Source organism: Planococcus sp. MB-3u-03 (assembly GCF_002833405.1).
Taxonomy (GTDB): Bacteria; Bacillota; Bacilli; order Bacillales_A; family Planococcaceae; genus Planococcus.
Genome location: NZ_CP025135.1, coordinates 648075 through 674960, shown reverse-complemented (window position 1 = coordinate 674960; position 26886 = coordinate 648075). Strand labels below are relative to the sequence as shown.

The following is a 26886-nucleotide window of genomic DNA, read 5'->3' as shown; positions in this document are numbered from 1 at the left end:
ATGTCATTCAATCTCCAATATTTTCTTCACTGCATAATCCGCGCCTCGTTCTCTTGAGACGTTGCGCCAATACAGCAACTTGTCTTTAGAACTCTCTTCTAGCTCGGTAAATGCCTGTGCCAATTGTTCTGTGCTGAAATTATTCGGGTCCAGCACTCTTCCCAAATTATTCTTCTCAATATCATAGGCAATATTGAACTGATCGCTGGAGAACGGTAAGATGACCATCTTTTTCCCATGGTACATCGCTTCAGTCAAGGTGTTGCAGCCGCCGTGAAAGACCACGGTGTCGACATACTGCATAAGCGCGACTTGAGGAATAAAACCTTCGATGATCGTATTGGGCGAGCTGTACTTCTTGAGTTCCTCCGCATGGCTGCCTGCCGAGACGATTAACAGCGCATCAGGATGACTTTCCCTTGCCGACAGGATGAGTTTTTCCAGCACGTCTTTTCTATTCGATAAAAAAGTCCCTAAGCTGATCATGATTTTCTGTTCTTTCGTCTCTAACTTTTCCATCCAGTCTTCATCTAACGCAACCGCTTCGAATGAATTCCCTATGAATAATTCTTTCGGGCTTTCTTCGTTTTTTTCGATATTGTTGAAATCAAAATAATTGTAGATCACCGCGATTTCAGAGACTAAGCTGAACGCATTGTTGATTTTTTTAATCGACTTATTTTCACTGATAATATTGTTGAAGACTTCCGTAAACTCCTGTTGCGTTTGGGTGGAAACTTGCTTTAACTTCTTCAGATCTTCTTCCTCGACCGTTATCGCCTCTGGCCAGCTTTTCGGCACATTGAAATACCGTCCATCTCTTGGAATCGTGTTCGGATGAGGCGGGCAAAACGTCACGAAAGGCAGCCCTAAGAAATACAAGCTCAGCGTAATCGAGTACGATAAGATGTCCACCACATAAAGATCAACATCCATGGAATCGTCTATCGTCTTGATCTTATCAATCAGCTCTTGCGGATTATAAAGCATATCCGCCTTCCGGTGGCGGGACTGGGTGATCAGTGTTTCCACTGCGCCTTTTTTTGTCGACTCGAAGAATTCTTCTAACCTCATTCTCTCCGTATCCGGCTGCACGGTGTCTTCACTGGTCCCTGTATTTTTATTGGAACTGATGTCGATTTCATAAAAAGCCAAATTCTCTTTCAGGATTTGTTCCTTGAATTCGATGCTGCAGCCAACTGTCACTTGTGCACCCTGTTCCTGAAAGCTTTTGGCTAACACGAGCAAGGGGTTAAAATGCGAATAGAATGGCGGACTGACGACAAAGATCTTTTTATACTTCATTTTCGTTTTCTCCTTCTAAAGACAAATAAAATGACACGAACTCGTGTGAGATCTTTTGAATGGAAAAGTTTTCATCTACTGTTTTCTGTCCTGCAGCTTGAATTTGTTGCACGGCGTCTTTATCCATTTTAGGATCATACAGATGGCTTTCCGTTTCTTTGGCAATCGTTTCGCCGTTGCTGGTGTCGATCAAAAATCCATTTTCTCCGTTCTTCATATAACTCTTAACTCCGCCTTTGATCGGGCCGAGAGTCAGGAAGCCGATCGACATTGCTTCTAAAATAGCGATGCCAAACTCTTCTTTTACACTGGAGCACAGGTAGATATGGGGAAAGTCAAAGTCTCTTTTGATGATGTCCCTTTCCAGCAATCTGATATCCACATTCGACATGGCCCCTTTATGGATGAACCTGTCTTTGAACTCAGGATGCTGTTGTAGGAAATCCTCGAAAAACTCCATCACCATTTCTTCTTCTTTACTCGGTTTCTCCAAGTCTCCGCCGATGATGAGCAGATTATGGGTTTCCGAAAGCTTGGAGTTTGACCACGCTTTTAACAGTTCCATCTGCCCTTTTAACACAGCCAATCTCCCGACGTTTAAGATGACAGGCTTCTCAAAAAAGCCTTTATTGGTTTCATTCCATTCGATGTGGCGGTTGGAATAGGAAGCGATCGCTTCTTCATCAATGGTTTGGCCTGTTTGTATCCCTTCACCGATCATTTTAATTTTTCCATTTACATCTTCATCTTTGAATTGAGGGAAGTAAACCGCAAGTTCTGTTTTCACATCTCCATTCCCAATCCCAACGATTCCATTACTTGTACGAATTAATTCATCACCTATTTTGATCTTGTTCAGTTTTTCAATAAGATCATTAAATTCGAGTTCTTTTAACTGCCCCGATCCTTCAAACATGTTCCGGTGCGGGTCTGGCGTTAGCGTAAAGACCAGTTTGCCATTCAATTCCTCACTTAAATGAGCCACCGCTTTAGACGCGTTGTCTAAAAACCGGATATGAAAGACATCAGGCTTTATTGCTGACTGTTTTAAATAACTGGCTATCTGCCGTTTGATAAACAACTCTCTTTTGATGAACTTGTCTGATCTAGACTGGTCCAAATAGATCGGCAATCTGATAAAGACGTGTTTATCTCCATGAGAGCTGATAAAGGGCTTGTTCAATTCTTGGGTGATCGTAATCGTAAACACATGGGCTATGCGGCTGTCTTTCGAGATCTCTTCACCCAAGCCTTTTAATAATACGGCTAAGCCGCCATTGTTCCCTTTTCCGCTATCTTCAAAATCCCCGTAGAACATCGACTGCAAAATGGAAACGCCTGGCTTTTCAAATGTAAAATCTGTCTTGAGAAAGTCCATATAGCTATCGAAAAACATCTTGTTTTTCTTGTTTCTTACATGCTTCTCCATAAAGGATGGATCGATAGTTTCCGTTGGATACAAATTCATTAATGCATTGATTCCCTGAATTTTAATGCCATCTGGGTAATCCATGGCTAATAATTTGTAGATCGCGTCTTTAAATTCCTGTCTGTTAAAGCGATCGATATAGTCCAGCAAGATGGAAACGATCTCTACATCCAGTTCGTATTTCTGGAGCATAGATAAGATATCGTTATCACTTAAAATATCCATATCACATTCAATACAAAGGTCTAAAACATGATAGAGCTTTTGGCTATCGTACTGTTGGTTCACGAATAAGTCTTTTATTTTTTTCTATTATTTGCTTGTTGGCATCATGGAATAAATGTAAAATCGCATCTACGATAAAACGGTCTGTCGTTGGATGCTCTCCCAAAAACGACAGCAATTCGTCTACTTCTTGTTCACCTAGCTGCTCGTTCAGCTCTAATTGCTTGATTGTTCGAATTTGCTTGACCACTCTTTGTTCATCGGAGTTTATCGCCTTGCTGTTATTTATGTACTCATCTAAAAATTGAAGAGGATAACTATAGTTACTTTCCTTGTCATAAACACGATTTCTGAACTCAATAAATCCGTTCATTTTTCATCCCCCGATGCTTTCAGCAGATTAGTTTCTTCCTATTCTATACCACAGGAGGTGCTACTATATACGCATACATCTGTTCATTCTTTTTAATAAAACGAACGATGCCAATTAATCCCAAAAATATTGAAGCAATTAGGTGCAAATATACTTTATTCCTTATACATCATTTCTTCGTACTGCATAGTTAACTAAACCATTAGATATAAAGGATACAATATACTTTCCTCACTCCTTCAGGCCACTTACTGAGTGCGGGACAATAAAAAAACACTTGCCAAGTTGATTCAGCAAGTGTGGAAATCTATTATGTGTTTGAAGAAAAGCTTTTCTAGCTCGGCCATATGACTAGCTTGCTCATCCCTTATGAACAGCCGTGATCTCTTCCATCAAGCCGACCCAGTCGTCTCTCGTAAAATCATACAGCTCCAGCTCGGTTTTTCTCAGAACCATATGGACACTGTCGAATTTTTCGTCCGACCGGAACCGCCACCAACTTTTCGCGGTCGAGGTCTTGGTTCCTGGCTCGAAGTAAGTCAAGGTGATTTCAGGGTCAACGATGTCCTCCACCCGGTCGATATCCAACAAATCATGCGGGAAATCAATATAGAGACCGAGCGCCGCTTTATGAGGCGTGATGGACCCGATTTTATATTCTGAGTGCGCGTCACGCTTCTCAATCGTGTCACTCCAAGGAACCGGGCTATCACTCAAGATCAAAATCTTGCCGTCCTCACTCGTTTCAACCCGGCAATTCGGCAGGCTGTTGAACACGTCTGTCATCTCGTTCATTTTCTGTTCGACCATTTTGTTCATTTTGCTATCCATCCTTTCAACTCATCTATCATTTATGGTTGCTGCACTTCCAATTAGACAAGGCAACGCCGTTTGTTTTCTGTTTCACTCTCTGTTATTCTATCACGCTGTTCTGCTTGCTCCTTGTTTAAATTTTATTTCTCCGGAACGGCTCAATCCTCCCATCCATTTAAACTAATAAAAGACAGCGGATTGGATCCTTTATTTTCAACATCATCCCGCTAAACCCTGTCGGTTTTTATTGGTTTTGAACTGGTTTAAAGGGTATGGTCATAGAAAGGAGCAAGTCATATAAACAGAAAAACCGGAAGGAAGTGATCGCCTGATGACTTACGTTTTATTGTTAGTCGGATTCGCGCTGTTAATCAAAGGCGCCGACTTTTTTGTAGAAGGGGCTTCAAAAATAGCGCAAAGTTTGAGAGTATCGCCTTTATTGATCGGCTTGACCGTCGTCGCGTTCGGCACCAGCGCGCCGGAAGCGTCCGTCAGTTTTATTGCCGCCTTGGAAGGAAGCAGTGAAGTCGCGATCGGGAACGTCGTCGGCAGTAATATCTTCAACATCACGTTCATCTTAGGAGCCACTGCTCTGGTTTTCCCGTTGCTCGTCCAGAGCGACACAATCCGTAAAGAAATACCGTTCGCCTTGCTCAGTGCCGTGGCATTGCTCGTGTTGATCAGCGATCAGCAGCTCCAATCTTTGGACAGCAACCTCATCACGAGAACGGAAGGCATTGTACTGCTATTGTTCTTCGCCATCTTTCTCTATTATATCTTCGAAGTGGCACGGAAAGACCGCCGGAGTAATGAAGACACGCACGCTGACACCGCGAACAAATCCAGGCTAAAAAATTCGCTGTTAACCATCGGTGGGCTGGCCGGCATCATCTTCGGCGGCAGCCTCGTCGTCGATAACAGCGTTCAGATTGCCCTTTCACTCGGAATGAGCGAAACCTTGGTCGGCTTGACGATCGTCGCGGTCGGCACGTCCCTTCCCGAGCTGGTCACTTCGATAACGGCCGCTTTGAAAAAACAAGTCGATATCGCTTTAGGGAATATCATTGGCAGTAATATCTTCAACATCTTCTTTGTATTGGGCACTTCAGCCGTGATTCACCCGTTAACCGTCGACTCGAAAATCTTTACGGACATCTTTTTGATGATCGCCGTGACCATTTTGCTGATGGTTCTCTCCAGAACCAAGTACACCGTTTCGAGGATTGAAGGCGGACTATTGGCCGCCATCTACATTGTTTATTTAGTCTTTATCATTGTGCGGAATTAAACGGGTCACACAAAAAGGAGCAGCGCCTAAAAAAAACTAGGTGCTGCTCTTTCTTCTGTGACTTCACCAATCAGGAATACAAAAAGCTCCATCTTGAATGCTTCATGCATAAAGGATAAATTGTAGCGTATTGTCAGAATCGTTTAGAATTGTGTCGTGCACAGGGAGATTTTCTCACCCCGATTATCAAAAGCCACATGAGGGTACATGTTAGTAGAATCTATCTGACTAGGAGCTGAGCTTGTGGAATTCCATACAATGACAGGAAAAACGGCCATTATTACAGGGGCCAATAGCGGACTCGGACTGGAAACGGCTAAAACGTTCACCCGTCTTGGTGCACGAGTCATCTTGGCTGTTCGCGATCTCGAAAAAGGGAAAGTAGCTGAACAAGAAATTAGAGAAGAATCTCCCAAGGCACCTATCGAGGTCATGAAACTCGACTTGTCCGATTTGGATAGCGTACGGGATTTTGCCGAAACCTTCAGCAATCGCTTCGATTCACTCGATTTGCTGATCAATAATGCTGGCGTCATGACGCCGCCTTATGCAAAGACGAAAGACGGTTTTGAGCTGCAGTTCGGTAGCAACCATCTTGGGCATTTTGCTTTGACGGGCCTGCTCCTGCCTTTGCTCCTCCACACCGAGAATTCGCGGGTGGTGACACTCAGCAGTCTCGCCCACCGAAATGCCGCCATTGACTTCGATAACCTGGACGGCTCAAAAGGCTATAAAGCCATGAAATTTTATGGCCAAAGCAAGCTGGCGAATTTAATGTTTGCCACAGAGCTCGATAAGCGACTCAAGCAACATGGTTTATCGACGCTGAGCATCGCATGCCATCCCGGCATTTCTTCGACCAATCTGTTTAAGCTCGGCAGCCGGGAAATGCCCCGTATTTTCAAAGGGCTCATGAACCGCTACTTGCAGCCTGCCGCTATGGGCGCCCTTCCTACTGTCTATGCAGCAACGGACCTTAGCATAACAGGCGGCGAATACATCGGGCCGGATGGCAAAGGCCAACGGAGAGGCTATCCCGTTTTAGAGAAACCCGATCCGGCAGTGAATGATGAGGCAAGCCGCCAGAAACTCTGGGAAGTATCGGAAAAACTGACCGGCGTCACTTTTAATTTCAATAAATAACGCGTTCGAACTGGACATGTTCAAGACACGAAAAACGAGCGTATGCGGTCTCCTTCCGGAGAAACCGCATACGCTTTTCTGGCATTTCGTTTATTGCACACGCTGATGCTTGAAACCCCTCGATTAAGGTTATAGTACCTGTACAAGATTTTTTCGTTCGGTATCACGTACTTTGAAGTTTTCTCATCCTCAATTTTATAGTTTTACATGACATATCAACAGGCGTGATACTCACTAGGAGGTCTATATCATGAACCCACAAATCTTAATCGTCGGAGCGGGCCCCACTGGCCTGGCTCTGGCCTATAGCCTGGCGCGTCAAGGCGTGCCGTTTCGCATCATCGATCGAAATTCAGGAACCGGCACCGCGTCACGTGCACTCGCTGTGCATGCGCGCATCTTGGAGCATTACGAGCAATTCGGCCTCGCTGATCGCAATATCGAGCGCGGACATCCGATTTTATCGCTCGATGTCAGCGATGGCAAAAAAGTACGGGCCCAAGTGAAATTCCATGAGCTCGGCAAAGGGCAGAGCCCGTTTCCGTTTATCTTGAGTTTGCCGCAAGACGATCACGAAGAAATTCTCGTCGACGAATTAAGCAAGATCGGCGTCAAAGTGGAATGGAACACCGAGCTGATTTCATTTGAAAACACTGAAGATGGCGTGAACACCGTCATGCAGCAGCTTGGAGAGCCGGTGGAAATAGCGGAATTCGCCTATGTATGCGGATGCGACGGCGCCGGCAGCATGGTCCGAAAAGGATTAGATCTCGACTTCCCTGGCGGCACGTACAAGCAATTGTTCTTTGTCGCTGATATCGAAACCGAGACGCCGGTCGACGACATGGAAAAGATGGACATGTACATGGACAATGACGGCTTTATGCTCTATATGAACGTCCGCAACGCCCACACGAAACGCATACTCGGCATCGTGCCAGAGGAATTTAACGAACGCACCGATGTCCAGTACAGCGAAATCACCGATTATGTTGAAAATAAAATCGGTGTGCGTGCGTCCAAGGTCAATTGGTTTTCGACTTACCGCGTCCATAACCGCGTCAGTGAACGATTCCAAAAAGGGAGCATCTTCATCCTGGGCGACGCCGGCCATTTGCACAGCCCGACCGGCGGGCAAGGCATGAACACCGGCATCGGCGACGCCATCAATCTCGGGTGGAAACTCGCAGCGGTCGTTCAAGGAAAAGCCGCTCCTATGATATTGGGCACCTACGAACAAGAGCGCATCGCCTTTGCGCGCCGCTTGATCGCGACGACCGACAAAGCGTTCCAGACGATCGTCAACCAAAAACTGCCCGGGACCTTACTCCGGGAGTATGCCGTCCCTTACGTCTTGCCGTCCGTCTTCACATTTCCGTTCGCTTCAAAAAATGCATTTCGGATCTTGTCTCAAATCCACATCAATTACCGCCACAGCCTCCTGAGCAAAGGTAAAGCCGGCAAAGTCTACGCCGGCATGCGCTTACCTTGGATCGAAACCACAAACGGCGATAATTTTGCACCGCTGCGCTCTGTCGATTGGCAAATTCATATCTACGGCAAAGCGACTCCTGAACTCATCGACTTTGCCCGCTCGCACTCGATCGAACTCCATGAGTTTCCTTGGGAAGCTAAAATGAAAGACGCGGGATTCAAGCAAGACGCGCTATACCTGATCCGGCCAGATGGCCACGTGGCGCTTGCGACTGACAAGCAATGGCTGCGTGTGCTGAACATGTATTTGGAGTCTTTTGGGATTGTGGCTTTTGGAGCGAAGTGAGATCGAAATAATAAAGGAGGCTAGAGGAGTGATCCGTGATGGGATCATTCTTCTAGCCTTTTTTTACTTATACGTACGTACAGTTAAATTTCTAAATCCAATAACTTCGAACTCAAGCTCTTGCCGTGCATATCCTGAGCGAGTGATTTAGTTACTCCGCCTCCTAAGGCATCGTTCATGACAAAATTGAAGGCACCGAGTTTGGGTAAATCATATCGAATGACTTCACCGTGGACAGTTTCACTAAACCATTCTTTAACGATATCGGCTGTGACTTTCTCTTCAACCAAAGCGTAGTCTTCTTGTTGATAGACGATCAGGGAGATATTTGAAATATTGCCTTTGTCCCCTGTCCGTGAATGAGCAATTTCCCTTAATTTCATTTAAAGCACCTCACTGTAAAAAACTTTAACAGAAACCTGAGATTCAGGAATCAGGATCGAGCCGATTGAGACAATATCTTTAATACTGGTGCGGATACCACCGCCGCCAGCGGGCCCATTCGTATACAGTGCTTCCACTTCCCTTATAACCACTTTGGCATCTTCAGGTTCCACAGTTCTGGCAGCAACCCGCAATCGAACTTCTTTAGCAGAACTTCTGTCTGACAACGCACCTTTATATAATGAGTTTTGGCCAATGAAATCGTAACGGATTTCATCAATTTGAACATTTGCCAGTTCCAGTCGCTTAGATATAATTTCCCGCGCCAGCTCCGCTCTTTCAATTGAACCAGCTCCGCCGTAACTGATTTCCCCTTCTGCTAAATAGCCTTCTTTATAGCCGATGCTGGTTTTTAAATATCCGCTCTTGGCTTTGCCGGAACCGCCACTGACTTTCACCACGTCTTTTTCTACTTGATAAACTTCCGCCTGAGAAAAATCTGCGATGACGTCTGGGGTCAAATAATTGGCAGGATCATGTATTTCATACAGCAACTGCTCTTTGACTGTAGATTCCGAAACCATGCCACCCGCAGTTTTCAATTTGGAAATAAGAAGTTCTCCTTCTTCATCGATTTCTAGAATTGGGAAACCTACGTTCCACAATTCCGGGACATCTTTATATCCTGGATCCGCAAAATAACCGCCTGTCACTTGAGCACCACATTCCATCAAGTGGCCCGCCATTGTTCCAATCCCCATCAAATTAGCGTCATCCATCGACCAGCCGAATTCATGGATTAGTGGCCCCAAAAATAGGGATGGATCTGACGCACGGCCGGTGATCACGATATCCGCACCATTATCAAGCGCTTCTGCAATACCCGCAGCCCCAATATATGCATTTGCAGAGACGATAGACGATCTAATCTCATTTATTTTCCGGCCGTTTTCCAATAAACTTGCATCACTGTAATAATCGATTTCCGAAAAGACATCGTCTCCGACTACTGCTGCAATTTTTAATCCACTCATATTTTGCGCTTCAGCCATTTCCTTCACTAGTTTTGCTGCAGCTACTGGATTCGCTGCCCCCATGTTGGTTACGACTTTCACTTTCTTTGAACTGCATAGCGGCAATACTCGTTCCATTCTATAAGCCAGTAATTTATCATAACCTTCATCCGGATTTTTCATCTTCCGCTGTTGGGCAATGGCGATTGTGCGTTCAGCCAAGCACTCAAAAACGATATAGTCCACATTCCCTTTTTCCATAATTTCCAGCGCAGGCTCAAGCCGGTCGTCTGAATAGCCGGCGCCCGAACCTATTCTGATAGTCTTCATGTATTAACCCCCATATTTATTTATTTCTTTAAATAATTACCCCTGTAATGGCAGCGACAATCGTCATGACAATCGTTGTGCCAAATGCCCATTTAAATACAAACTTCTGATGATCTGCAAGCTCCACGCCGGCAAGTCCGATCAATAAGAATGTCGAAGCAGTCAAGGGACTTAAAGGAAAACCTGTTGTCATCTGTCCAAGTATCGAAGCCTGCCCGATTTGAACAGGATCGAGTCCATAAGCACTGGCTGTTTCTGCTAAGATCGGCATGACACCAAAATAATAAGCGTCTGGCGTGAAAATCAAGCTTAGCGGCATTCCAATGATAGCTACTAAAACTCCCATGAATCCGCCTACATTTTCCGGAATGATATCAACTAGGGCTGTGGCCATTGCTGTAATCATTCCCGTACCCGACAGAATGCCAGTAAATATGCCGGCTGCAAAAATAATCGTAACTACTGTGATCATCCCAACAGACTGGGTACGAATCTGTTCCATTTGATCATTCGGTTTTGGATAATTGACGAGCACTGCAATTGCAAACGCTACCATAAATACGATAGGCAATGGCAACCATACTTGAACCAGCGCTACTATGGTCAAAACCGTTAAAGCTAAGTTGAACCAAAACAACTTCGGACGTCTCATGTCGAGTTGTTCTTCTGTCAATTCATCATCATGATTATGTTCTACATCTTGCACCCCTAAACGTTTCCGTTCACGTTTACCTACTATGTACGCAACAAATATAATCCAAATAACTCCAGCTAAAAAAGCGGGTATAACCGGATTGAACAATTCAGCCGCACTAACATCCAAAGCGCTGGCTGCTCTGGCAGTCGGTCCACCCCACGGCGTTAAGTTCATAGTGCCAGCGCCTAAAGCGACCATCCCTGCCAAAATAATTCGGCTTATGCCTAACTTATCGTACAAAGGAAGTAGAGCAGGAATAGTAATTAAAAAAGTGGATGCCCCCGAACCATCTAAATGGGCTACCATAGCGATGACTACTGTCCCAATCACGATCTTTACAGGATCCCCTTTCACCAATTTCAAAACCCGGGATATTAGCGGGTCAAAGAGACCTGCATTGTTCATGACACCAAAGAATAGAATCGCAAAGCCAAGCATAATTCCTGTAGGAGCTACACTTACAATACCATCGGACATGAATGTACCCAGCTCGCTTGTAAATCCTCCTACAAGCGCAAATACAATAGGCACGAGAATTAATGAGACAATTACCGATACCTTTTTAGTCAAAATTAATGTAAGAAATACAAAAATAGTTAGGAAACCAAGTAATGCTAACAACTAAACTCCTCCTTTTCAATTATCTTATTATTCTAACATTCTTATTCAGAAATAATAAGAATTTTTCATATAATTCTTTATTTGGAAAATTTATATTCTCATACAATTGCCACGTTCCAATACAAAAGCCGCATCCATTAACCATTGAGGTTTCTGGATACGGCTTATTTTGCATGCAATTGCAGCCCATACACTGAATCGATTTTGACACCGGGCGATGATTTATTTGAATCAAGCGTTTAATTTGAAGCGCTTGGCCTTGCCATACATACTTTTTCTCGCTGATAGGTCCTTTAAGTCGGCAATAATGACCTTCGGGCTTGAAGGACCCAGTATGGTCGATATATAACTGACTTTAAATGTATAAGTAGCTTTTAACCGGAAGTTTCGATATTCGGGCGACCCTTCCGTAGTCGTCCAGTAAAAAACATTGCCCTCTGTATCTATTAAAGAGACGACCCGATGCTCGTCGTTTGTAAAGCATGACAAAAACTCAAGATCCCTCGTATATTCCATACCTTTTTCGAATCCGTTCACTTCTTTGATCGCTAGCACCATCGAAACGCACCTCATTCCATAGTGATATGCTTTTAATATACCAGAACAAACGTTTGATTACTAGTAAAAAGCTCAAAAAAATAGAATATTTAGTTAAAAAATGATAAAAGCATAAATTAAAGTAGTTCACTTACTTTACTTCACATTAAAACAAGCTCTTGCGTGAGCCACAGGAAAAGCGCATACTTAAGAGTCGAAAAAATGATTAGGAGTTCGGTACATATGGAAAACCAAGCAACAACACTTAAACAAATTAACCCTCAATATGATCCATGGGAAGCGTATATGGATATCGAAGACCACGGGAAACTGACACTATCCAGCATCGAATTCACCACGACTTATTTATGCAATATGCGCTGTGAACATTGTGCGGTCGGCTATATGCTTGAGCACAAAGATCCGGACGCGTTGCCAATCGAGCTGCTCGTTTCGCGCCTCGATGAAATCCCTCATTTGCGGACCATCAGTTTAACGGGCGGAGAGCCGATGTTTTCGAAAAAATCGGTCGCCAATTATGTCTTGCCCCTCCTGAAATACGCTCATGCACGCGGCATCCGCACCCAGATGAATTCAAACCTGACGATGCCGCTGGACCGCTATATGGAAATCGCCCCTTATTTGGACGTCCTGCACATTTCCCATAACTGGGGCACCATCGATGATTTTGTCGATGGCGGATTTGCCAATATGGAACGCAAGCCTTCACGTGAGCGGCGGGCTGAGCAGTTCCAGCGCATGATCGACAACAGCCGCGCACTTGCAGAAGCAGGCGTTATGGTCTCCGCAGAAACGATGCTGAACAAGCGGACCCTGCCTCACCTGAAGAGCATACATAAGCAAATCATTGAAGAAATGAAATGTGCGCGCCACGAAGTGCATCCGATGTATCCAAGCGATTTCGCCAGCCAATTGGAAGTGCTGTCGCTAGATGAAACGAGAACAGCAATCCACGACTTACTGGATGCCCGCGATGAAGATGTCTGGATGCTCTTTGGTACATTGCCGTTTTACCCGTGCAGCCAAAACGACGAAGACATTCAACTCCTGAACCGCATCCACTCAAGCAAAAACGTCACAGTCCGCAATGACCCGGACGGCCGCTCACGGCTTAATGTGAATATCTTCACCGGCGAAGTCATCGTCACCGATTTCGGCGATACACCGGCGATGGGCAATATCCAGCACGATTCCCTGCCCGCGATGCTTGACCGCTGGCTGGAGCGGCCATTAGCCAAAACAATCGCCTGCCACTGCCCAGCGGCCAAATGCCTCGGACCGAATTTATTGGTGAAAGACGCCTACTACCCGGACATCGATTTCACCGTCCAAAAATCAAAAATTACCGTTTAAATGAAAAGCCCGATTCCGTGTGGAAACTTCCCACCGGATCGGGCTTTTGCGTTTTAAGAATGAGAAGAAATACTAAAAGAGGCTAGAGGCATGTACCCATGTGGGATTATGCTTCTAGCCTCCTAATGTTATCAACTATCTATTTTTATACCACATCTTCATCCGGCGCATCAGCGGCAATTTCAAAGACTCGATTTTCACATCGCGCGCACGGATTACCGTCTCGGTCATCGGGCAGTCGAACAAAGTATGAAGCTCGAAACCATCTTCTGTTTTATAAATCTCGTCATACAACCACCAGGCACCTTTGAATTCAGCTGGGATATCTGAATAAGTCACCCCTTTAAAAGTGAACCGGACATCGGTGAAATAATGGAACCCTCCACTGCAATCAAGCGTCAGGACAAGCTGATCTTCAGACGGTCTTTCAACAGAAATCACCACCGCATCATGCAGTCCATTCTCCACCAGTTCGACTGCATTTGGCGGAAGCTCTGCTTTGATCGAATCGAAATGCTGCCGATACCGGTCACTCAACTCTTCCATCCGCCGCTCGTAATCCCGTTCCCATCGGTTAACGAGCATGCGCAATTCTGGCGTCGGGTATTCTGTCACCAGTGTGCCATCGTGGATATATGGATGAAACGTCTCTGGCAAGTAGCGCATCAAACTTTCTCGCATATCATCCAGATTGCGCAAGTTCACCTCCCGCAAATCTTTTCCTTCCTCACGGTAATAATCCAATTCCTCTTGCCAATCCTCTTCTGTCTCCGGTAATACGAGAAAACCGGCAACCTGCATTTCTTCATACCAATCCCTCGTGAAGTATTTCATTTATTAAGTCTCCTTACTGTTTCACTTCTCTTGGAGCGGCACAATTCCAAACAACTTATATAAATGAATAAGTAGACTTTATATCACTTATTTTTCAGCGCTACTTTCCATAGAAAGTCTCCTCTTGCGAATACGATGCCGTCCGTCACTGCTACACTGTACTCATTGTTCCAGGAGTCCATGAATTGCAAAGTGAATTTAAACCTTTCATCGGTGGATCCATACTCATCTAAATCTAAAAGTAACGCATCATTTGAACCAAAACCTATATGTAAATCTCCAGTGATTTCTTTTTTAGGAGCAATCTCTAAACGGAATTCAGATTCCGCCTCTTTTTCAAAACCATATACACTATGAGTTGACCTGATTTTATTTCCAGAATCCGTTAACAATAGTCTGCCTGCAATTAATGTAACTGGATTAGTGGTACTATTCCTAAATGATACATCCAACAAGGCCGTTCCATCATCCGGCCTTACTGCTCTCAACTGGTTATCCAAGATTCTCACTTCGAATACGCCACTCTTACGTTCATAAATTTTATCAAAATCGTATTTATTCGCTATAGAGTTGATACTTCCTTTTCTAATTAAGCAAAGACCTTGATTTATCCCTTTATATTGTTTTTGTAAGGTAGGGCTTCTCAGTAGTATCATCCATCACAATTACAGCAATTTTTATTTTGAAAATCAATATAATTTAAATCAAAGTGAATATCAGGTTCTATATTATTCAGAATGAACTGCTGATAACTTGCTGCATCAATAACCTCATCTTGAGAAATACCAGATATGATTCGTTCCTCTCCAACTCTATCTTTGACTCCCATAATAATGTATCTCTTACCTAAATAATTCGAGTTGGCCATTGCTAAAATATCTTTAAGTAAGTCAGGAGTTCCGCTTTTAGGATACATCTTTTCTTTAAAATCCAAGCTCGACGATTCTATTCCATTTTCGATTAGATCCGTAATTATCTCTTCCATTAAATTATTCATACCTCCTATTTCGTCGGAAATCTCTGAATCAAATAAACTTTATTTTACTTTTATACTCTCTTATAAATTTATCACTGAGTTCCCTTGTGTTGAGTGGGCTCTTTCTATTTTCAGGAGCATACTTAATTTTGAATTTATATTCATCATTCAATTTCTTTAATTCTCCGTACACATTCTGAACAGCGATTTCTTTTCACCTGATAACTTGTATAACTCGATTTGTGGCAAAGAATTTCCATCACGAAATTGATAGAAGCGATACACTCCATTTACTGACGTGACATCTACAGTGCTCATCAATTTTTCATTTTCCCAACCCTTTTAAATTTTATTATATGGGAAGTAAAATTTAATGTAAGTAAGCTTTTAGATTGTGATGACCTGTTGTGCTCAAGTATAGTTTTAAGAATTTCTCAAAGAGAGCGAGAGCTTTCCAGTTTCCTGCCCCTACCGCAGCAGCCTGTTGAGCAAGGATAAAGCCGGCAAAATTTAAACTAGCGTGCGCTTGTCACGGATCGAAACCACAAATGGCGATAACTTCGCACCGCTACGCCCGTCGATTGCAAATTAATATTTATGGCAAAGCGACTCTTGAGCTCATCTATTTTGCCCGATTCCAGTCGCTTAAGCTTTGAGAGTTTTCTTGGGAAGCATAAATGCACGACGCAAGATTCAAGCAAGATGCTATATACCTAATCCGACCAGTTGGACATGTGGCACTTGCGCCTGTCAAGCAATGGCTGCGTTTGCTGAACATGTATTTGGAGACCTTTAGCATTGTGGCTTTTGAGTGGAGTGAGATAGAAATAATAAAGGAGACTAGAGAAATGAATCCGTGATGGAATCATTCCCTAGTCTCCTGATACTTTATTAAAGAAACTCGCTAATTTAAATCTTTATTTATTTTATAATCTGCCATCATGGACGCTTTTAATTAATAATTTTCGAACATGAGATATATTGCTAATATTGGTCGGAGCTCTCCTATACTAGAGCAATACTTAGACTTACACATACACATACACATACACATACACATACATACACATACACATACACATACACATACACATACACATCGATTATAAACTTTAAAAACCCTCAATCTTAGCTGCCATTAACTTTCTTCTTTCTAGTAAGAACTCTTGATAGTCTATAGCTTCCATATTATAAAGAGAGTTTGGAATCGCATTCATTTTAAAATTCTTATCAAGTTCTTCTTGTGTTGCAATTTCACTTATATAATCTGCTTCTTTAGGCAAAACTTTGGATAAATATACTTTCGGCGGCTTATTTTTTACAGCCAAATTGACAACTTGTTCTGTATACACGTAATTTGCAATTTGGTTGTATGTTCCACGATTTGTAAAACCATTTTTCTTTAAATAATCTTTGGGGAAAACGTGATGAACATCCCCTCGCTCTTCAATCAAATGTTGAACTGTTACAGACTTTGATAAGAAAGCAAAATCTTTTTCATAAATTTGCGCCATAATGAATAAATTAAAAAACGGACTGCTTGTAACTGAAGTATCAAGACTTGCAACAAGTACGTTATTCCAAAATGCTTCTGATAACTCTCCTTCTTCAATGTCATTTAAATACTTCAATGGATCATCGGCATCGGCAAACCTTTTCACATCATACTCAAATTGTGATTCTGGAGAAGATGAATAACGCTGTGTCAAAATAGATAAGACCAGCCACCTTCTGACGATGTGATTAATTTTCGTCCCTTCAAGACCTCGTTCACGTAAAAGTAAGAAAAGAATATAAGCGAAATTTAAGGCATTCTGTGAACGAATTAACTTTTTATCAATTATGCCTGCAGACTTAACAATCATCACAAACCGTTTAAAGTTAGTTTCGTCCACAAATTGCAGTACTGCTTGCTCCAAATCGTTGAAAGAAGACTCAATAATTTCCGTTCTATTTTCACGGGTTTCAAAATCTCGTCCGGATAATAAACTAACCAGATTCGCTAGCTTCCCTCTCCGGAACTTAAAAGTAAAGGCAACTCTTAATAAGTCCGAATAGCTCGGTTCATAAATATTTGTGTTGTAGCCCTTCACCCAAGCTATTTTACGGAAGTTTAAGCTTTCTGCGAAATCACTATCATTTGTTTTAATATTTGCAAAGACTTCAGGATTCCGTATTAAATTACTGAAATAATCAATGGTTTTTCTAATCGTTGGACCATTGAAATCTTCATTTGAAGTGATTTTAGAAATCGCAAAATCTGCTTGGCTTAATACGACACCCGCTGAATTAATTCGTATAAAAATCTCAGTTACTCTTTCAATATCTAGATTATGTGAAAGATCTATTATACCTATCGAACTGTTGCGGATATTAACTAGATTTTGCAAAACTTTATGGATACTATCAGGATCAGCTTCATTATTTTTCGCGCAATATTCATTAACAAAAGCAAAAGTACTGAATGAAGGTTCGAAGAGTTTTGCTATGTTTGAAATCCAACGATTATTTTTTTCAATGGCTGGATTGGAGACTTCAAACTTCTCCTCAAGAGGATGGAAAGCAATTTTAATGTTTTTGCGTTTATAATCTTTGTCCACCACTTCTAATCCTGCAAGTGCAGCCATAAGCGCAGTTACACGTTGCTGTCCATCTATCAGAATTTTTTTACCATTAGATATTGATCCATCTTTCAGTCTAACACTGGGATTCTGCCACGTAATAATATACCCAACCGGATAATCTTTATATAAAGAGTCGATTAAATCTCTTACCTTGGAAGCGTCCCATACAAATGGACGTTGTATTTCTGGAATAGCTATTATCTCTTGATCGATCCAACTAATTAATGCATTTATTGTTGTATTACTTACTGTATAATTTGTCACTATACCCCTCCTTTAACGTTTCATATTATCACTTGTAAGATCAAGAATATTATTGATTATTTCCTGGTTCATCGAGGCACGTACGCATAAGCTTTATCATCTCCTGTAATCTCCACCAATATCTCCGACGGAATTTCTTGAGCGGCAGCTTTTTGTTGGCTTATCTTTAATGGAACAGTTTCTTTTAAACTCTCGAAATCCCGATATTTCAATGCTTTTATCCCAAAGTTGACCTTTACTTTGTAGTTCTCTTCTATACTTTTAACTTTGTCTTCAATACTATTGATAATTGAATTGTTTTCTGTAATAACTTCAGTTAAACCTTGAGATTTCACATTGGCTTCATTTTGATTTCTAATTATTCTTAGATAAGGCTCATAGCATTCTTCAATGAACTGTATGTTCAATAAAACCATCTCCTGTTTGGCGTTGAACTGCTCAATGAGTTTTACATACTCCTTTTGCACTGGGGCTTCGCCCCATTTGCGAATATTTTCATACTCCTTCAGTTCTTCTACACTTGTTCCAGTCGTTTTAAGATCCTTCATCAACGTTTTCAAATCTTGGAGGGTACCCGCATAAAAATCTTCTATTTTGTGGTCTTCTACTCCCCCGAGCGTAATACCATTTCTCCGAAAACGTTCTATTACTTCTTTAAAATAACTAAATCTCGCCTCAATTCTCCCAGCAAAGTCATTGTCTCTGTTTTGAATAATGATGTCTAATTTTCTTTCAATATTTTTTAATGAACTTTGAATTTCGACCAGTTGTTGTTGTCCTACAACTGCTGTTAATAGTCCAAAACTCGCATTGGCTACCATTCCTGGATTAATTTTTTTAACTAATACACCTTGTTTATAGATTCCTTTTACCCCTTGTTTGTTTACTGCGGGAAGATGTCCTTTCCCATCTACTTTCTTTATAAGACTCATGCTTCCATCTTTCAACCCTTTAACTACTTCTGGACTGAATTCCACTTTATAAGTGTTGTAATCTTCTATGATCATCGCTCCCGCTGCAAGAGTTTGCCGGATATCAGTCTTTAAAATTGGAGGGATTTCAATTTTCTTATATTCTCTTTTTACTATTTCTTCATTTTGTACATTAGTAACTTGAGGCATGAATTGCTCGTAAGGATCTTTTAGCACATCTGATTCAACATCTTGCATTTTCGTTTTACTTGTTTGTTTAGATTGTTCTTCATCATGTTTAGTCACTTTCTTTCTACTTAAAAACATGTAAAGAACAATAGCTATGATTCCTATAACTGCTGGCACTAGCCAAATATTATCCACTATATTAACGCCTCATTTCTTTTCAGCTTTTGCACCAAATACTTGTAATGTTGTATTATTCATCGAGATTTAGAAAGAGCTTTCCAGTCTCCTGAAAAGCTCTTTTTTTCATTTTTCTTCTCTAACTGCACCTATACCTTCCTTAACCTCATCCTTCTTAACCAAAGCTTTAATCACTTGGTCGATCCGTTCAATCTCTGCACTCTGGTTCTTCCACCAGTTACGGCTCCAGATGCGTTCGATGGTCCAACCTCGGCTTTCGAGGAACTTTTGACGGTAGATATCACGTTCTTTGGCATTTTTGGAGCTATGGTACATTGCGCCATCGCATTCGATACCTAAAATATATTGCGAGGAATCATTTGGGTGAATGACAGCCAAGTCAATCCGATACCCGGACATGCCGACTTGCGTCTCGACTTTATATCCTAGGTTCTGCAATTGCTGATAGACCTGTTCTTCGAATGGAGAATCGAATTGCAACGCTGACGTGGAAACGCTAGTACTTCCAAGCTCGTTGACGTCTAGGATAACTTCTTCTACTCTTTCAATCTGGCCGTTTGAAACGGCTCTTGCATATTTCAAGTAATCTTTGAACAAGCGTGGTCCATTACTCTTTGAGTTCGCTACTTCCAGTTCTTCAGGCTCGATGCTGCTTACCACTATGGTTTCTTCTTTAGCACGCGTCACCGCCACATTCAAACGATTCTCCCCGCCTTCTTGGTTCAATGAACCGAAGCGGTTATAGACACGGCCTTCTTCGTTTTTACCGTAGCCTACAGAGAACAGGATAATGTCACGCTCATCCCCTTGAACATTCTCGATGTTCTTTACAAAAATCCTTTCATCTAAATCCCTGCTCATGACTTCCCCGTACAGAGTGCCGAACTCTCCATCGTCTATAGCTACTTTTTCGATCATGTCGAGTATCTTCGTCTGCTGGGTGCTGTTGAAGGTGATGATTCCGACTGACTTCTCCTGTTTTGTTAACAACAGGTTCTTTAGTACTTCCACCACTTTGATGGCTTCCACTTCATTCGCTCTATCGATCCAGCGCCCATTCTCTACTTTGATCCACTGAATCGCTGGCGGCTCTTTATAAGGCTGGACATTCGGCGATATTTGGATGGATCCGTTGTAAAATGCATGGTTCGAGTAATTGATTAACTCTTCGTACTTGGAGCGGTAATGCCACTGCAAAGTTCTTTCATCAAAACGGCGCTTAGCCAAATTCAACAGGCTTGGCGAATCATTGGAAGAAAAATCTTCTTCGTCATCATCATTTTCAATGGTAGACATGAACATATTGGATGGGGGCAATTGCATTTCATCACCCGCCACAATGACTTGCTTCGCCCGGTAAATAGAAGGCAGTCCGTTCTCGACTGTACATTGTGAAGCCTCATCAAAAATGACCAAGTCAAAAAGCTCTTCTGTTAACGGGAAAATCGAGGAGACAATTTCTGGCGAAGCAAGCCAAACCGGTGCTACGTCCATCAGTCCCTCATCCGCATATTGGTTCACTAGCTTTCGCAATGGCCAGACTTGGCGCTTCTTGCCTGTCTGATGCTTGAGATCTTTGAAAGTCTTATTGGAAGTTTCTTGAGCACTTTCCAATGAAAGCTGCAATTCGTTAACTAAGTACTGCCGTGCCAATTCTTTTTTCTTTTCTACCAGCTCTTCAAATGAAGAACGAAGCCGGCGGTACTCGGAGTTCGAAACTTTCTTGACTGAAGGGTGTTTTCTTTCTGCTTTATCTATCCAATAGAGAAAGATTGATTGCCTTGCAGCTTCTGTCCATTTTTCTGGAAGATTATCGAACCCGATTTGATTTCTTTTCTCCGCCAATAACTTGATAAGTCGCTGTTCCAGATCCGTACGTTCTTTTCCAAACTGATCCATGTGCTGCAAGTCTTCAAAATCACTATGAAGATATTCTCGAATCAGCTCCAGCTCTTTTAAGGGCAATGCCCCTTCTGAGACCATCTCTTTGTACTTTTCCACTTTTGACGTCTCAAGGAAGTACTTCAACACTTCCATTTCTTGATTGATTTCTTCAGTAACTTGAGCCAAATCATTCATGAGCAATAAGCTCTTCTTAATCTTCGGCCATTCCTGAGATTTAACACCAGGGAATTTCTCGCCTTTATTTAAGTCCTCAAGGATTTTCTTGCCGGGGAAACTGGTCCAATACCATAAGCGCAAGCCCTGCAATGTCCGTGTCTCCCCTTCAGAAATGTCTGGCTGTATTTTCGAGAGCTCTTGTTGAACTCCTAATGTGTAGCCGGGGGTTATATCTTCAACATTCAAAAGGCTCAAATACTCTTCCGCTTTTTTCGTTTTCTCGATTAAATGGTTCATTTTTTGAATGAACTCAGTTTTATCCTTCATGCCGAAATTAGCAAAAGAAAGTCTATCTTTTAATGGATACGAGTCTTTTCCAAAACGTTCGTACCACTCAGCATAGGTATAAACATTTGCCAAAACCTCTTCCAAATTATCAGCATTCAGTTCATTAGCGACAGTCTCCACACTGATGAACACTTCCATTTCTTCGGTGCTATTGGTTCTGTTATACAAGTCGAAAAGTGAATAGCCATAGTCCCCTTTCGAGTGCAGGCCAATTGCGATGCTGTTCAGTTCCTTTTCTTGTTGTTCGAGTTTTTGAGAAACAGTTTTCAAGCTTTGGGCCCAGTCGCCTGATTGGCCCAACGAATAGGATAGCGTATCGTTTATTTTGCTATACAAAGATTTTCTATCTTGATTTTCATCATGAATCAATGCGGTATAACCACTCAACCCAAGACTTTGCAAGCGCTGATAGACAACATCCAACGCTGCCCGTTTTTGGCATACTACCAGAACTTTCTTCTTTTGATGAAGGGCATCCGTGATCAAGTTAACAATCACTTGTGACTTCCCGGTACCCGGAGGCCCATGGACCGCTAAGCCCTTCTTATAGCGCGCTTCCTTCAAAATTTCTTCCTGGGAACCGTCTGTATTCAATAGATAAAGACGGTCAAACTCCCGCACTCTCTCCGCTTCTTCTTTTTGGACTCCCCAGTCACTATCTATCACTGACTCATCTTCAGGATTTAATAAATCTCCAACTAAGGATAGCTTGCTGTTTTGACTTAAATCGATTAATTGGTCGTAATCTCTGACTAAAGCAGAACTCCCTTGAGGAAAATGGCCAATGACAGCGTTTTTTATCAGCTTCAATTGACTCTTCGGTGGAATCTCATCTGCTTTATATTCTTTTAATGGCTCATAAGAGTCCGGTATCTCTTTCAAGGCTAATTGAAATTTCGCTAAAAATGATTCGATTTCCGCATCGCCTTTTAAGGCCACTTCCTGCGCATCTTCCATCCATTCTTCTGAGAAATGCAATTGGTCGATTTTCTTGAATGCTAAAAACAAAGTCCGATTCAAAATCGGCTCTCCTTCATCTTTTTAAAACGTACGTCTGCCTATTGACGGCATCCTTTTCCAACCGAACTGGATAGAGGAATAAAGGGCCTGAAAGAATGTTCCATCAGAAAACTTCCTGAAACAAAAGGTGTCCCTAAGTAAAAGTCATGAACCCCGTTTCATCTTCAATTCCTTTATATTTCTGTATAAATTGGTTAGCTTTCGGTTAATCATCACATCTGTTTCTTCGTCTTTGGTGAGTAAAGAAAAGGACTTAGTCGATTTCTTCTTCAAACCTTCCACAATCGATTCGGCTGTTTCGACTGAGCTCCGCGTCAAATCAAAACTCCATTTATCATAGAGCTTCAACAAACGAATTGATCGGTTGCGCTTGCTGATATTATTCAATTTGTCCCGCATATGGACCAATTCTTGTTTCATGATATTCACCTCTAGATGTTTTGAATTTATTAATAATGAGATCAATAGTTACTATTATTACATAATTTTACCACAGTTCTTTATCAAGATTCCTTGAATAGCCCTAGAGAATGAGGAAAGAGCCTCCCCAAGAAAATTTTCATTTCTTAGACAGACTCTTTTAAACACCAGGATTTTATTTTTCAAAAGCTGCATACTTCCTCAAATCATTTCCCAACTTGCTAAACATAGGCTAAATGCAGACTAGCATGGTCAACCATTTCGGGAATATTCATTTTATGGTTAGCTTTATAAAAACAGATATACATGCCCTCATGATCGACAGCGCTGGTGTTCGTCATTTTTAACTGGAGAGTAATAGTCATTATTGATTTTTTCAATCATCGATTTGTACCTTCCTGGTTATTTTCTTGCAACGCACGAATAATAACTACCCCAAGCTGCCGGGTATTATAAGGGTTATTGTTCCCATTCACAAATGCTTTTCCACACTTCTCTAACTCCATCATATAGCCCATCATAATCTGTACATAGCGGATTCATCTTCAGTAAGCTGTTGAGTCCGATCGTTTTCTGCTTTCCTTTTTCCCGATTCAATTGTTCAGTTGATAAAATGAAGAAGTCCCACTGATTCAAGTTCATAGGATCAATTGTTTCTCGATTCTTTTCCTTTAACAGGCAAAACACATAAACATCCGCACTTCGGCCATATTCCGCCAAGTAAGTGGCGGTAGATGCATCCCATCCTAAGGCTTCATGAATACCGTAAGAAATCACGGAGTCTTTTTTCTGTACCCATGATTGGATATAGGCAGCAGACTTCACTTCGATTTTAATTCCTTCTTCTGTAATGAGATCATATGCATCCCATTCGACGCGGACCGGATTTACAGCTTTTACGGCACGAGCAACAAGAAATTCTGCTAGTGTACCGCGGAGTGTATTGCTTAATAAATCCGACTGGCTCCATTGCCAAAACTCGAGAAGTTTCAAATCCATTTCCTGATCATCTTTTTGGAATGCTTCAAGTCCTGTTTTCTTCATTCCAGTCCTCCACTCTTACTTTGGTTAACCATCTTGCAATGCCCGAATAATAACCGCCCCAAGCTGCCGCGTATTATAAGGATTGCCGTTCCCATTCACAATCGGAATCGACAGTCCTTCTGCAACTTTCCTTAGAATCGGCTTCACGACTTGATGCTTCCGGTCCCCTTCGTACACTTCGATACTGCCACTTTCGAGTTCTTTGATCAGGTAGTCATGATAGCGGGCTTCCTTAGACACTTTAATCTGCTCGTCGCTGCGGACTTTCTCATCGACGTTAAAGAGCTTCGACATAGCGATGGAAAGTTTTCCATCTGGCCGTTCCGTCATCAGTCGCTTCGCTTCGTCAATCGGAGCATCGAGTAAAATCTCGAGTTCCATTTCTTCCTGATTGAACCGCAAGATGATGACGCGGTCCGCTAGATCCAACGTATTCGGATTGAACGCGACAAACCCAGTGCTGCCAATCCGTGCGGTGGTCTTCACCGAAATACGCTCATTGTCTTTCGTCACTACGTCATAGCCACGTTCGTTCACTGCATCCGCCATATTGCCGTTTGTGTACATGGCGACATACAGTTCACCCATGCGGCCGATCAAATGGCGCAACTCACGCGGGTCTGCCCCCCAGCTAATTTCCCGCTCGAGCCAACTCATCGCTTCACCGAGTGATTGAATGATCTGCATTTGTGTCAGCGCCATTTCGATTCCTCCTGAATACCCGATTTCTCCAAGCTAATCATCTCAATAATCCGCAGCACTTCCTGCAGCTTCGGATCTTCATACAATCTCGTCATCATATCAGCCACTCGACTATCGTCCTGCCAGTCATCAATTACTTTCGTATTCGTGAAAAGCCGTGTGTATTTTGCAGTCTTTTGCTTGGAAGCCGGTTTGAATTCCAGGCCATATGCTTCCAATTCATCAATCAATGCGACGCGTTTATCCCCGTATAAAGGACCGAGCTCCAACACCAGCTTCAGGCGGCCATCGCGCAATTGTTCGAACCAGATCAGGAACGGCCCGTTTTGCCACCACCACTTGATGCGGGTCTCGCCAAAGCGTTCTTTCAAGCGGGAGAATGACGGCAAGATAAAGGAAGGGCTCCTGAAATGGTATTTGCGTTCATCTTCATCGACGCCTTGTGCTTCGCAAAATTGGCGGAATGCTTGCGGAGAGAAAGTGGCGCGTTCTCTTTTGTATGACACCACTTCTTTCTCAAGCAATACAGCTTCTTCTTCGTCTGCCATCGCCTCCACGGACTCCGCAATCTTCCGGAACAAGTCATTCAGCTCCGGTGCATCATACAACACGAACATGCTCTTGAGCACTTCCTGCTTGGATGCCCAGTCGCCGACATCTGTCCATGCCGTATAGATCTTCGTATATTTCTTTCCTTCTTCTTTACCGCTCTTCTGGAAGCTGACATCGCGATTTTCCAGCTCCGTAAGTAAGCGATATCTCTCCGCATACGGGATCGGTCCGACTTCCACGGTGATCTTCAAACGTTCGCCGACTTGCCGTTCGAACCAAATGATGAACGCCTCGCCGAGCCAATACGCAGACTCCGGCTTCCCTAGCGTCTCCTGGAAATCAAACCAATCCGGCAAGACGAAGTTCGGGAAACGGATATTGGCCGAATAGGCTTCTTCCGGCATGTCCGCTTCTTTTACGAAGTCGAGAAACGCTTCCCGGATGACGTTGCCACCGATATTGAAGACAAAGTCGATTGTCTTTTTCTTGGCACTATAGATCTTCCGTAATGCCGTTTTCTCCGAATCATCCAACTTGGCAAGTTGCTTATAAATGCCTTTATAGACCGCTTGTTTCTTGAAATTATCATTCTGGCTCAAGAACAGGAAATCGATGGCATTTTTATTTTCCTCATACACTGTCAGTGCCAGTTCCACCGATTCCGCATCATGGACCAATTGCTCTTTCAGAACTTCTATGTAAAACGATAAAAAATCATAAATCGCATCGGCGGTCGTTTCTTTCGAGAACTCGAGCTGCTGTTCAATGATTTCGAGCACGTCCTCATAGCCCAGCAGTAGATAGCTATCATCCGACGGTTCCTCATTTGCCAAGGTCAAAAAAATCGGCAACACCGTGTAGCCAGGTTCCTGGAACTCAGCTTTCGCATAAGCCAAATAATCCACAAGCTGTCCGTCCGACTCGCCGGCATGGAATTTGTTTTCGATAACGAGCACCAGTTTCTGCGAAGGCACATGTACAAGCAAATCGATCATCCGATTCGTATGCGTCTTTACTTCCCGCGACACTTCTGCATCATGGAATGAACTATAAAGAAACGACAAAAAGTCGATGCCGTCCCCTTTCCCTTCGTTCTCCGCACGCATCACAAGACGCGTCAGCAACTTCTTCAAAAAGAAACTGCCGAGCTGATGCGTCTCATTCGGATCGAGCAGCCACGCTAAGATGTTCGAGTGACGGATTTCAAACTGATCCACCCGTAATACTTTCAGCGGATTGAATTGATGAAATTTTTGGTGCAGGCGGGCGAATTCTTTTGAGTGTTCGAGTTGTGCGATTTGTTCTAGTGAGTGGGTCATCATTTCCTCCATACCATGCTCATTCTGAGCGTTATCTTTCTTTTCAGTTTATCATTAACAGGAAGTATCTAGCAGGAGATTTTTGGGAGTAGGATTATATTTGTTGTGAATA

General features: G+C 42.7%; 22 protein-coding genes. 4 read left to right on the top strand and 18 right to left on the bottom strand.

Annotated features, from left to right (window positions below; genetic code table 11):
* Window positions 1-3 precede the first annotated feature (3 nt).
* The 4 genes from CW734_RS04675 to CW734_RS04660 all read right to left on the bottom strand — a co-directional run bounded on the left by CW734_RS04675 (window position 4) and on the right by CW734_RS04660 (window position 4151).
* Complete coding sequence (locus CW734_RS04675; RefSeq protein WP_101189637.1) at window positions 4-1305, bottom strand: glycosyltransferase; 1302 nt, start codon at window positions 1303-1305, stop codon at window positions 4-6.
* Entirely contained in the window at window positions 1295-3022 is a 1728-nt protein-coding gene (locus tag CW734_RS04670) for a glycosyltransferase family 4 protein (RefSeq protein ID WP_157824119.1), read from the bottom strand. Before CW734_RS04670 ends, CW734_RS04675 begins: the two co-directional genes overlap by 11 nt.
* Complete coding sequence (locus CW734_RS04665; RefSeq protein ID WP_101189635.1) at window positions 3003-3332, bottom strand: hypothetical protein; 330 nt, start codon at window positions 3330-3332, stop codon at window positions 3003-3005. The genes CW734_RS04670 and CW734_RS04665 overlap by 20 nt, the downstream gene beginning before the upstream one ends.
* A 360-nt stretch (window positions 3333-3692) precedes the next feature.
* Window positions 3693-4151 carry a hypothetical protein gene (locus CW734_RS04660; RefSeq protein WP_101192137.1) on the bottom strand — a complete coding sequence of 153 codons (459 nt, stop codon included), beginning with the start codon at window positions 4149-4151 and terminating at the stop codon, window positions 3693-3695.
* A gap of 325 nt (window positions 4152-4476) precedes the next feature.
* Between CW734_RS04660 and CW734_RS04655 the strand changes: the two genes are divergently transcribed.
* The 3 genes from CW734_RS04655 (at window position 4477) to CW734_RS04645 (ending at window position 8356) form a co-directional block, all read left to right on the top strand.
* Window positions 4477-5433: a calcium/sodium antiporter gene (locus CW734_RS04655; RefSeq protein ID WP_101189634.1), complete on the top strand. Its 957-nt coding sequence runs from the start codon at window positions 4477-4479 to the stop codon at window positions 5431-5433.
* A 258-nt stretch (window positions 5434-5691) separates the two neighbouring features.
* On the top strand, window positions 5692-6576 hold the full coding sequence (locus CW734_RS04650; RefSeq protein WP_101192136.1) for an oxidoreductase: 885 nt from the start codon (window positions 5692-5694) through the stop codon (window positions 6574-6576).
* 250 nt (window positions 6577-6826) lie between these two features.
* Window positions 6827-8356, top strand: coding sequence for an FAD-dependent monooxygenase (locus tag CW734_RS04645; RefSeq protein ID WP_101189633.1), 1530 nt, complete (start codon window positions 6827-6829; stop codon window positions 8354-8356).
* A gap of 83 nt (window positions 8357-8439) precedes the next feature.
* On the opposite strand, the gene CW734_RS04640 is transcribed toward CW734_RS04645, so the two are convergent.
* The 4 genes from CW734_RS04640 to CW734_RS04625 form a co-directional block, all read right to left on the bottom strand.
* Window positions 8440-8739, bottom strand: coding sequence for an AtuA-related protein (locus CW734_RS04640; RefSeq protein WP_101189632.1), 300 nt, complete (start codon window positions 8737-8739; stop codon window positions 8440-8442).
* Window positions 8740-10083, bottom strand: coding sequence for an acyclic terpene utilization AtuA family protein (locus CW734_RS04635; protein WP_101189631.1), 1344 nt, complete (start codon window positions 10081-10083; stop codon window positions 8740-8742). It lies immediately after the preceding gene.
* Between the two features lie 28 nt (window positions 10084-10111).
* Window positions 10112-11401, bottom strand: a complete 1290-nt coding sequence (locus CW734_RS04630; RefSeq protein WP_101189630.1) for a CitMHS family transporter — start codon at window positions 11399-11401, stop codon at window positions 10112-10114.
* 231 nt (window positions 11402-11632) lie between these two features.
* The gene (locus tag CW734_RS04625) at window positions 11633-11959 is read right to left on the bottom strand and encodes a hypothetical protein (protein WP_101189629.1); all 327 of its coding nucleotides are present in this window, start codon (window positions 11957-11959) and stop codon (window positions 11633-11635) included.
* A gap of 222 nt (window positions 11960-12181) precedes the next feature.
* On the opposite strand from CW734_RS04625, the gene yfkAB reads away from it, so the two are divergent.
* Window positions 12182-13312: a radical SAM/CxCxxxxC motif protein YfkAB gene (yfkAB, locus tag CW734_RS04620; protein ID WP_101189628.1), complete on the top strand. Its 1131-nt coding sequence runs from the start codon at window positions 12182-12184 to the stop codon at window positions 13310-13312.
* Between the two features lie 135 nt (window positions 13313-13447).
* Here the strand turns inward: yfkAB and CW734_RS04615 are convergent, their stop codons facing one another.
* The 10 genes from CW734_RS04615 to CW734_RS04570 all read right to left on the bottom strand — a co-directional run bounded on the left by CW734_RS04615 (window position 13448) and on the right by CW734_RS04570 (window position 26786).
* The gene (locus CW734_RS04615; RefSeq protein WP_101189627.1) at window positions 13448-14146 is read right to left on the bottom strand and encodes a DUF4085 family protein; all 699 of its coding nucleotides are present in this window, start codon (window positions 14144-14146) and stop codon (window positions 13448-13450) included.
* Between the two features lie 83 nt (window positions 14147-14229).
* Window positions 14230-14646, bottom strand: coding sequence for a hypothetical protein (locus CW734_RS04610; protein ID WP_157824118.1), 417 nt, complete (start codon window positions 14644-14646; stop codon window positions 14230-14232).
* 152 nt (window positions 14647-14798) lie between these two features.
* A complete protein-coding gene (locus CW734_RS04605; RefSeq protein ID WP_101189625.1) occupies window positions 14799-15131 on the bottom strand; it encodes an AlbA family DNA-binding domain-containing protein in 333 nt (110 codons plus the stop codon).
* Between the two features lie 1103 nt (window positions 15132-16234).
* Window positions 16235-18010: a GmrSD restriction endonuclease domain-containing protein gene (locus tag CW734_RS04595; RefSeq protein ID WP_101189623.1), complete on the bottom strand. Its 1776-nt coding sequence runs from the start codon at window positions 18008-18010 to the stop codon at window positions 16235-16237.
* 68 nt (window positions 18011-18078) lie between these two features.
* Window positions 18079-19305, bottom strand: a complete 1227-nt coding sequence (locus CW734_RS04590; RefSeq protein ID WP_101189622.1) for a DUF1572 domain-containing protein — start codon at window positions 19303-19305, stop codon at window positions 18079-18081.
* 108 nt (window positions 19306-19413) lie between these two features.
* Window positions 19414-22737 (bottom strand): AAA domain-containing protein, encoded by a 3324-nt coding sequence (locus tag CW734_RS04585; protein WP_232787154.1) that lies wholly within the window; start codon window positions 22735-22737, stop codon window positions 19414-19416.
* Window positions 22738-22881: 144 nt separating this feature from the next.
* The gene (locus tag CW734_RS18625) at window positions 22882-23157 is read right to left on the bottom strand and encodes a hypothetical protein (RefSeq protein ID WP_232787153.1); all 276 of its coding nucleotides are present in this window, start codon (window positions 23155-23157) and stop codon (window positions 22882-22884) included.
* A gap of 459 nt (window positions 23158-23616) precedes the next feature.
* On the bottom strand, window positions 23617-24201 hold the full coding sequence (locus tag CW734_RS04580; RefSeq protein WP_101189621.1) for a hypothetical protein: 585 nt from the start codon (window positions 24199-24201) through the stop codon (window positions 23617-23619).
* A 24-nt stretch (window positions 24202-24225) separates the two neighbouring features.
* On the bottom strand, window positions 24226-24903 hold the full coding sequence (locus tag CW734_RS04575; RefSeq protein ID WP_101189620.1) for a DUF6998 domain-containing protein: 678 nt from the start codon (window positions 24901-24903) through the stop codon (window positions 24226-24228).
* Entirely contained in the window at window positions 24894-26786 is a 1893-nt protein-coding gene (locus CW734_RS04570; protein ID WP_101189619.1) for a PDDEXK-like family protein, read from the bottom strand. The genes CW734_RS04575 and CW734_RS04570 overlap by 10 nt, the downstream gene beginning before the upstream one ends.
* Window positions 26787-26886 lie beyond the last annotated feature (100 nt).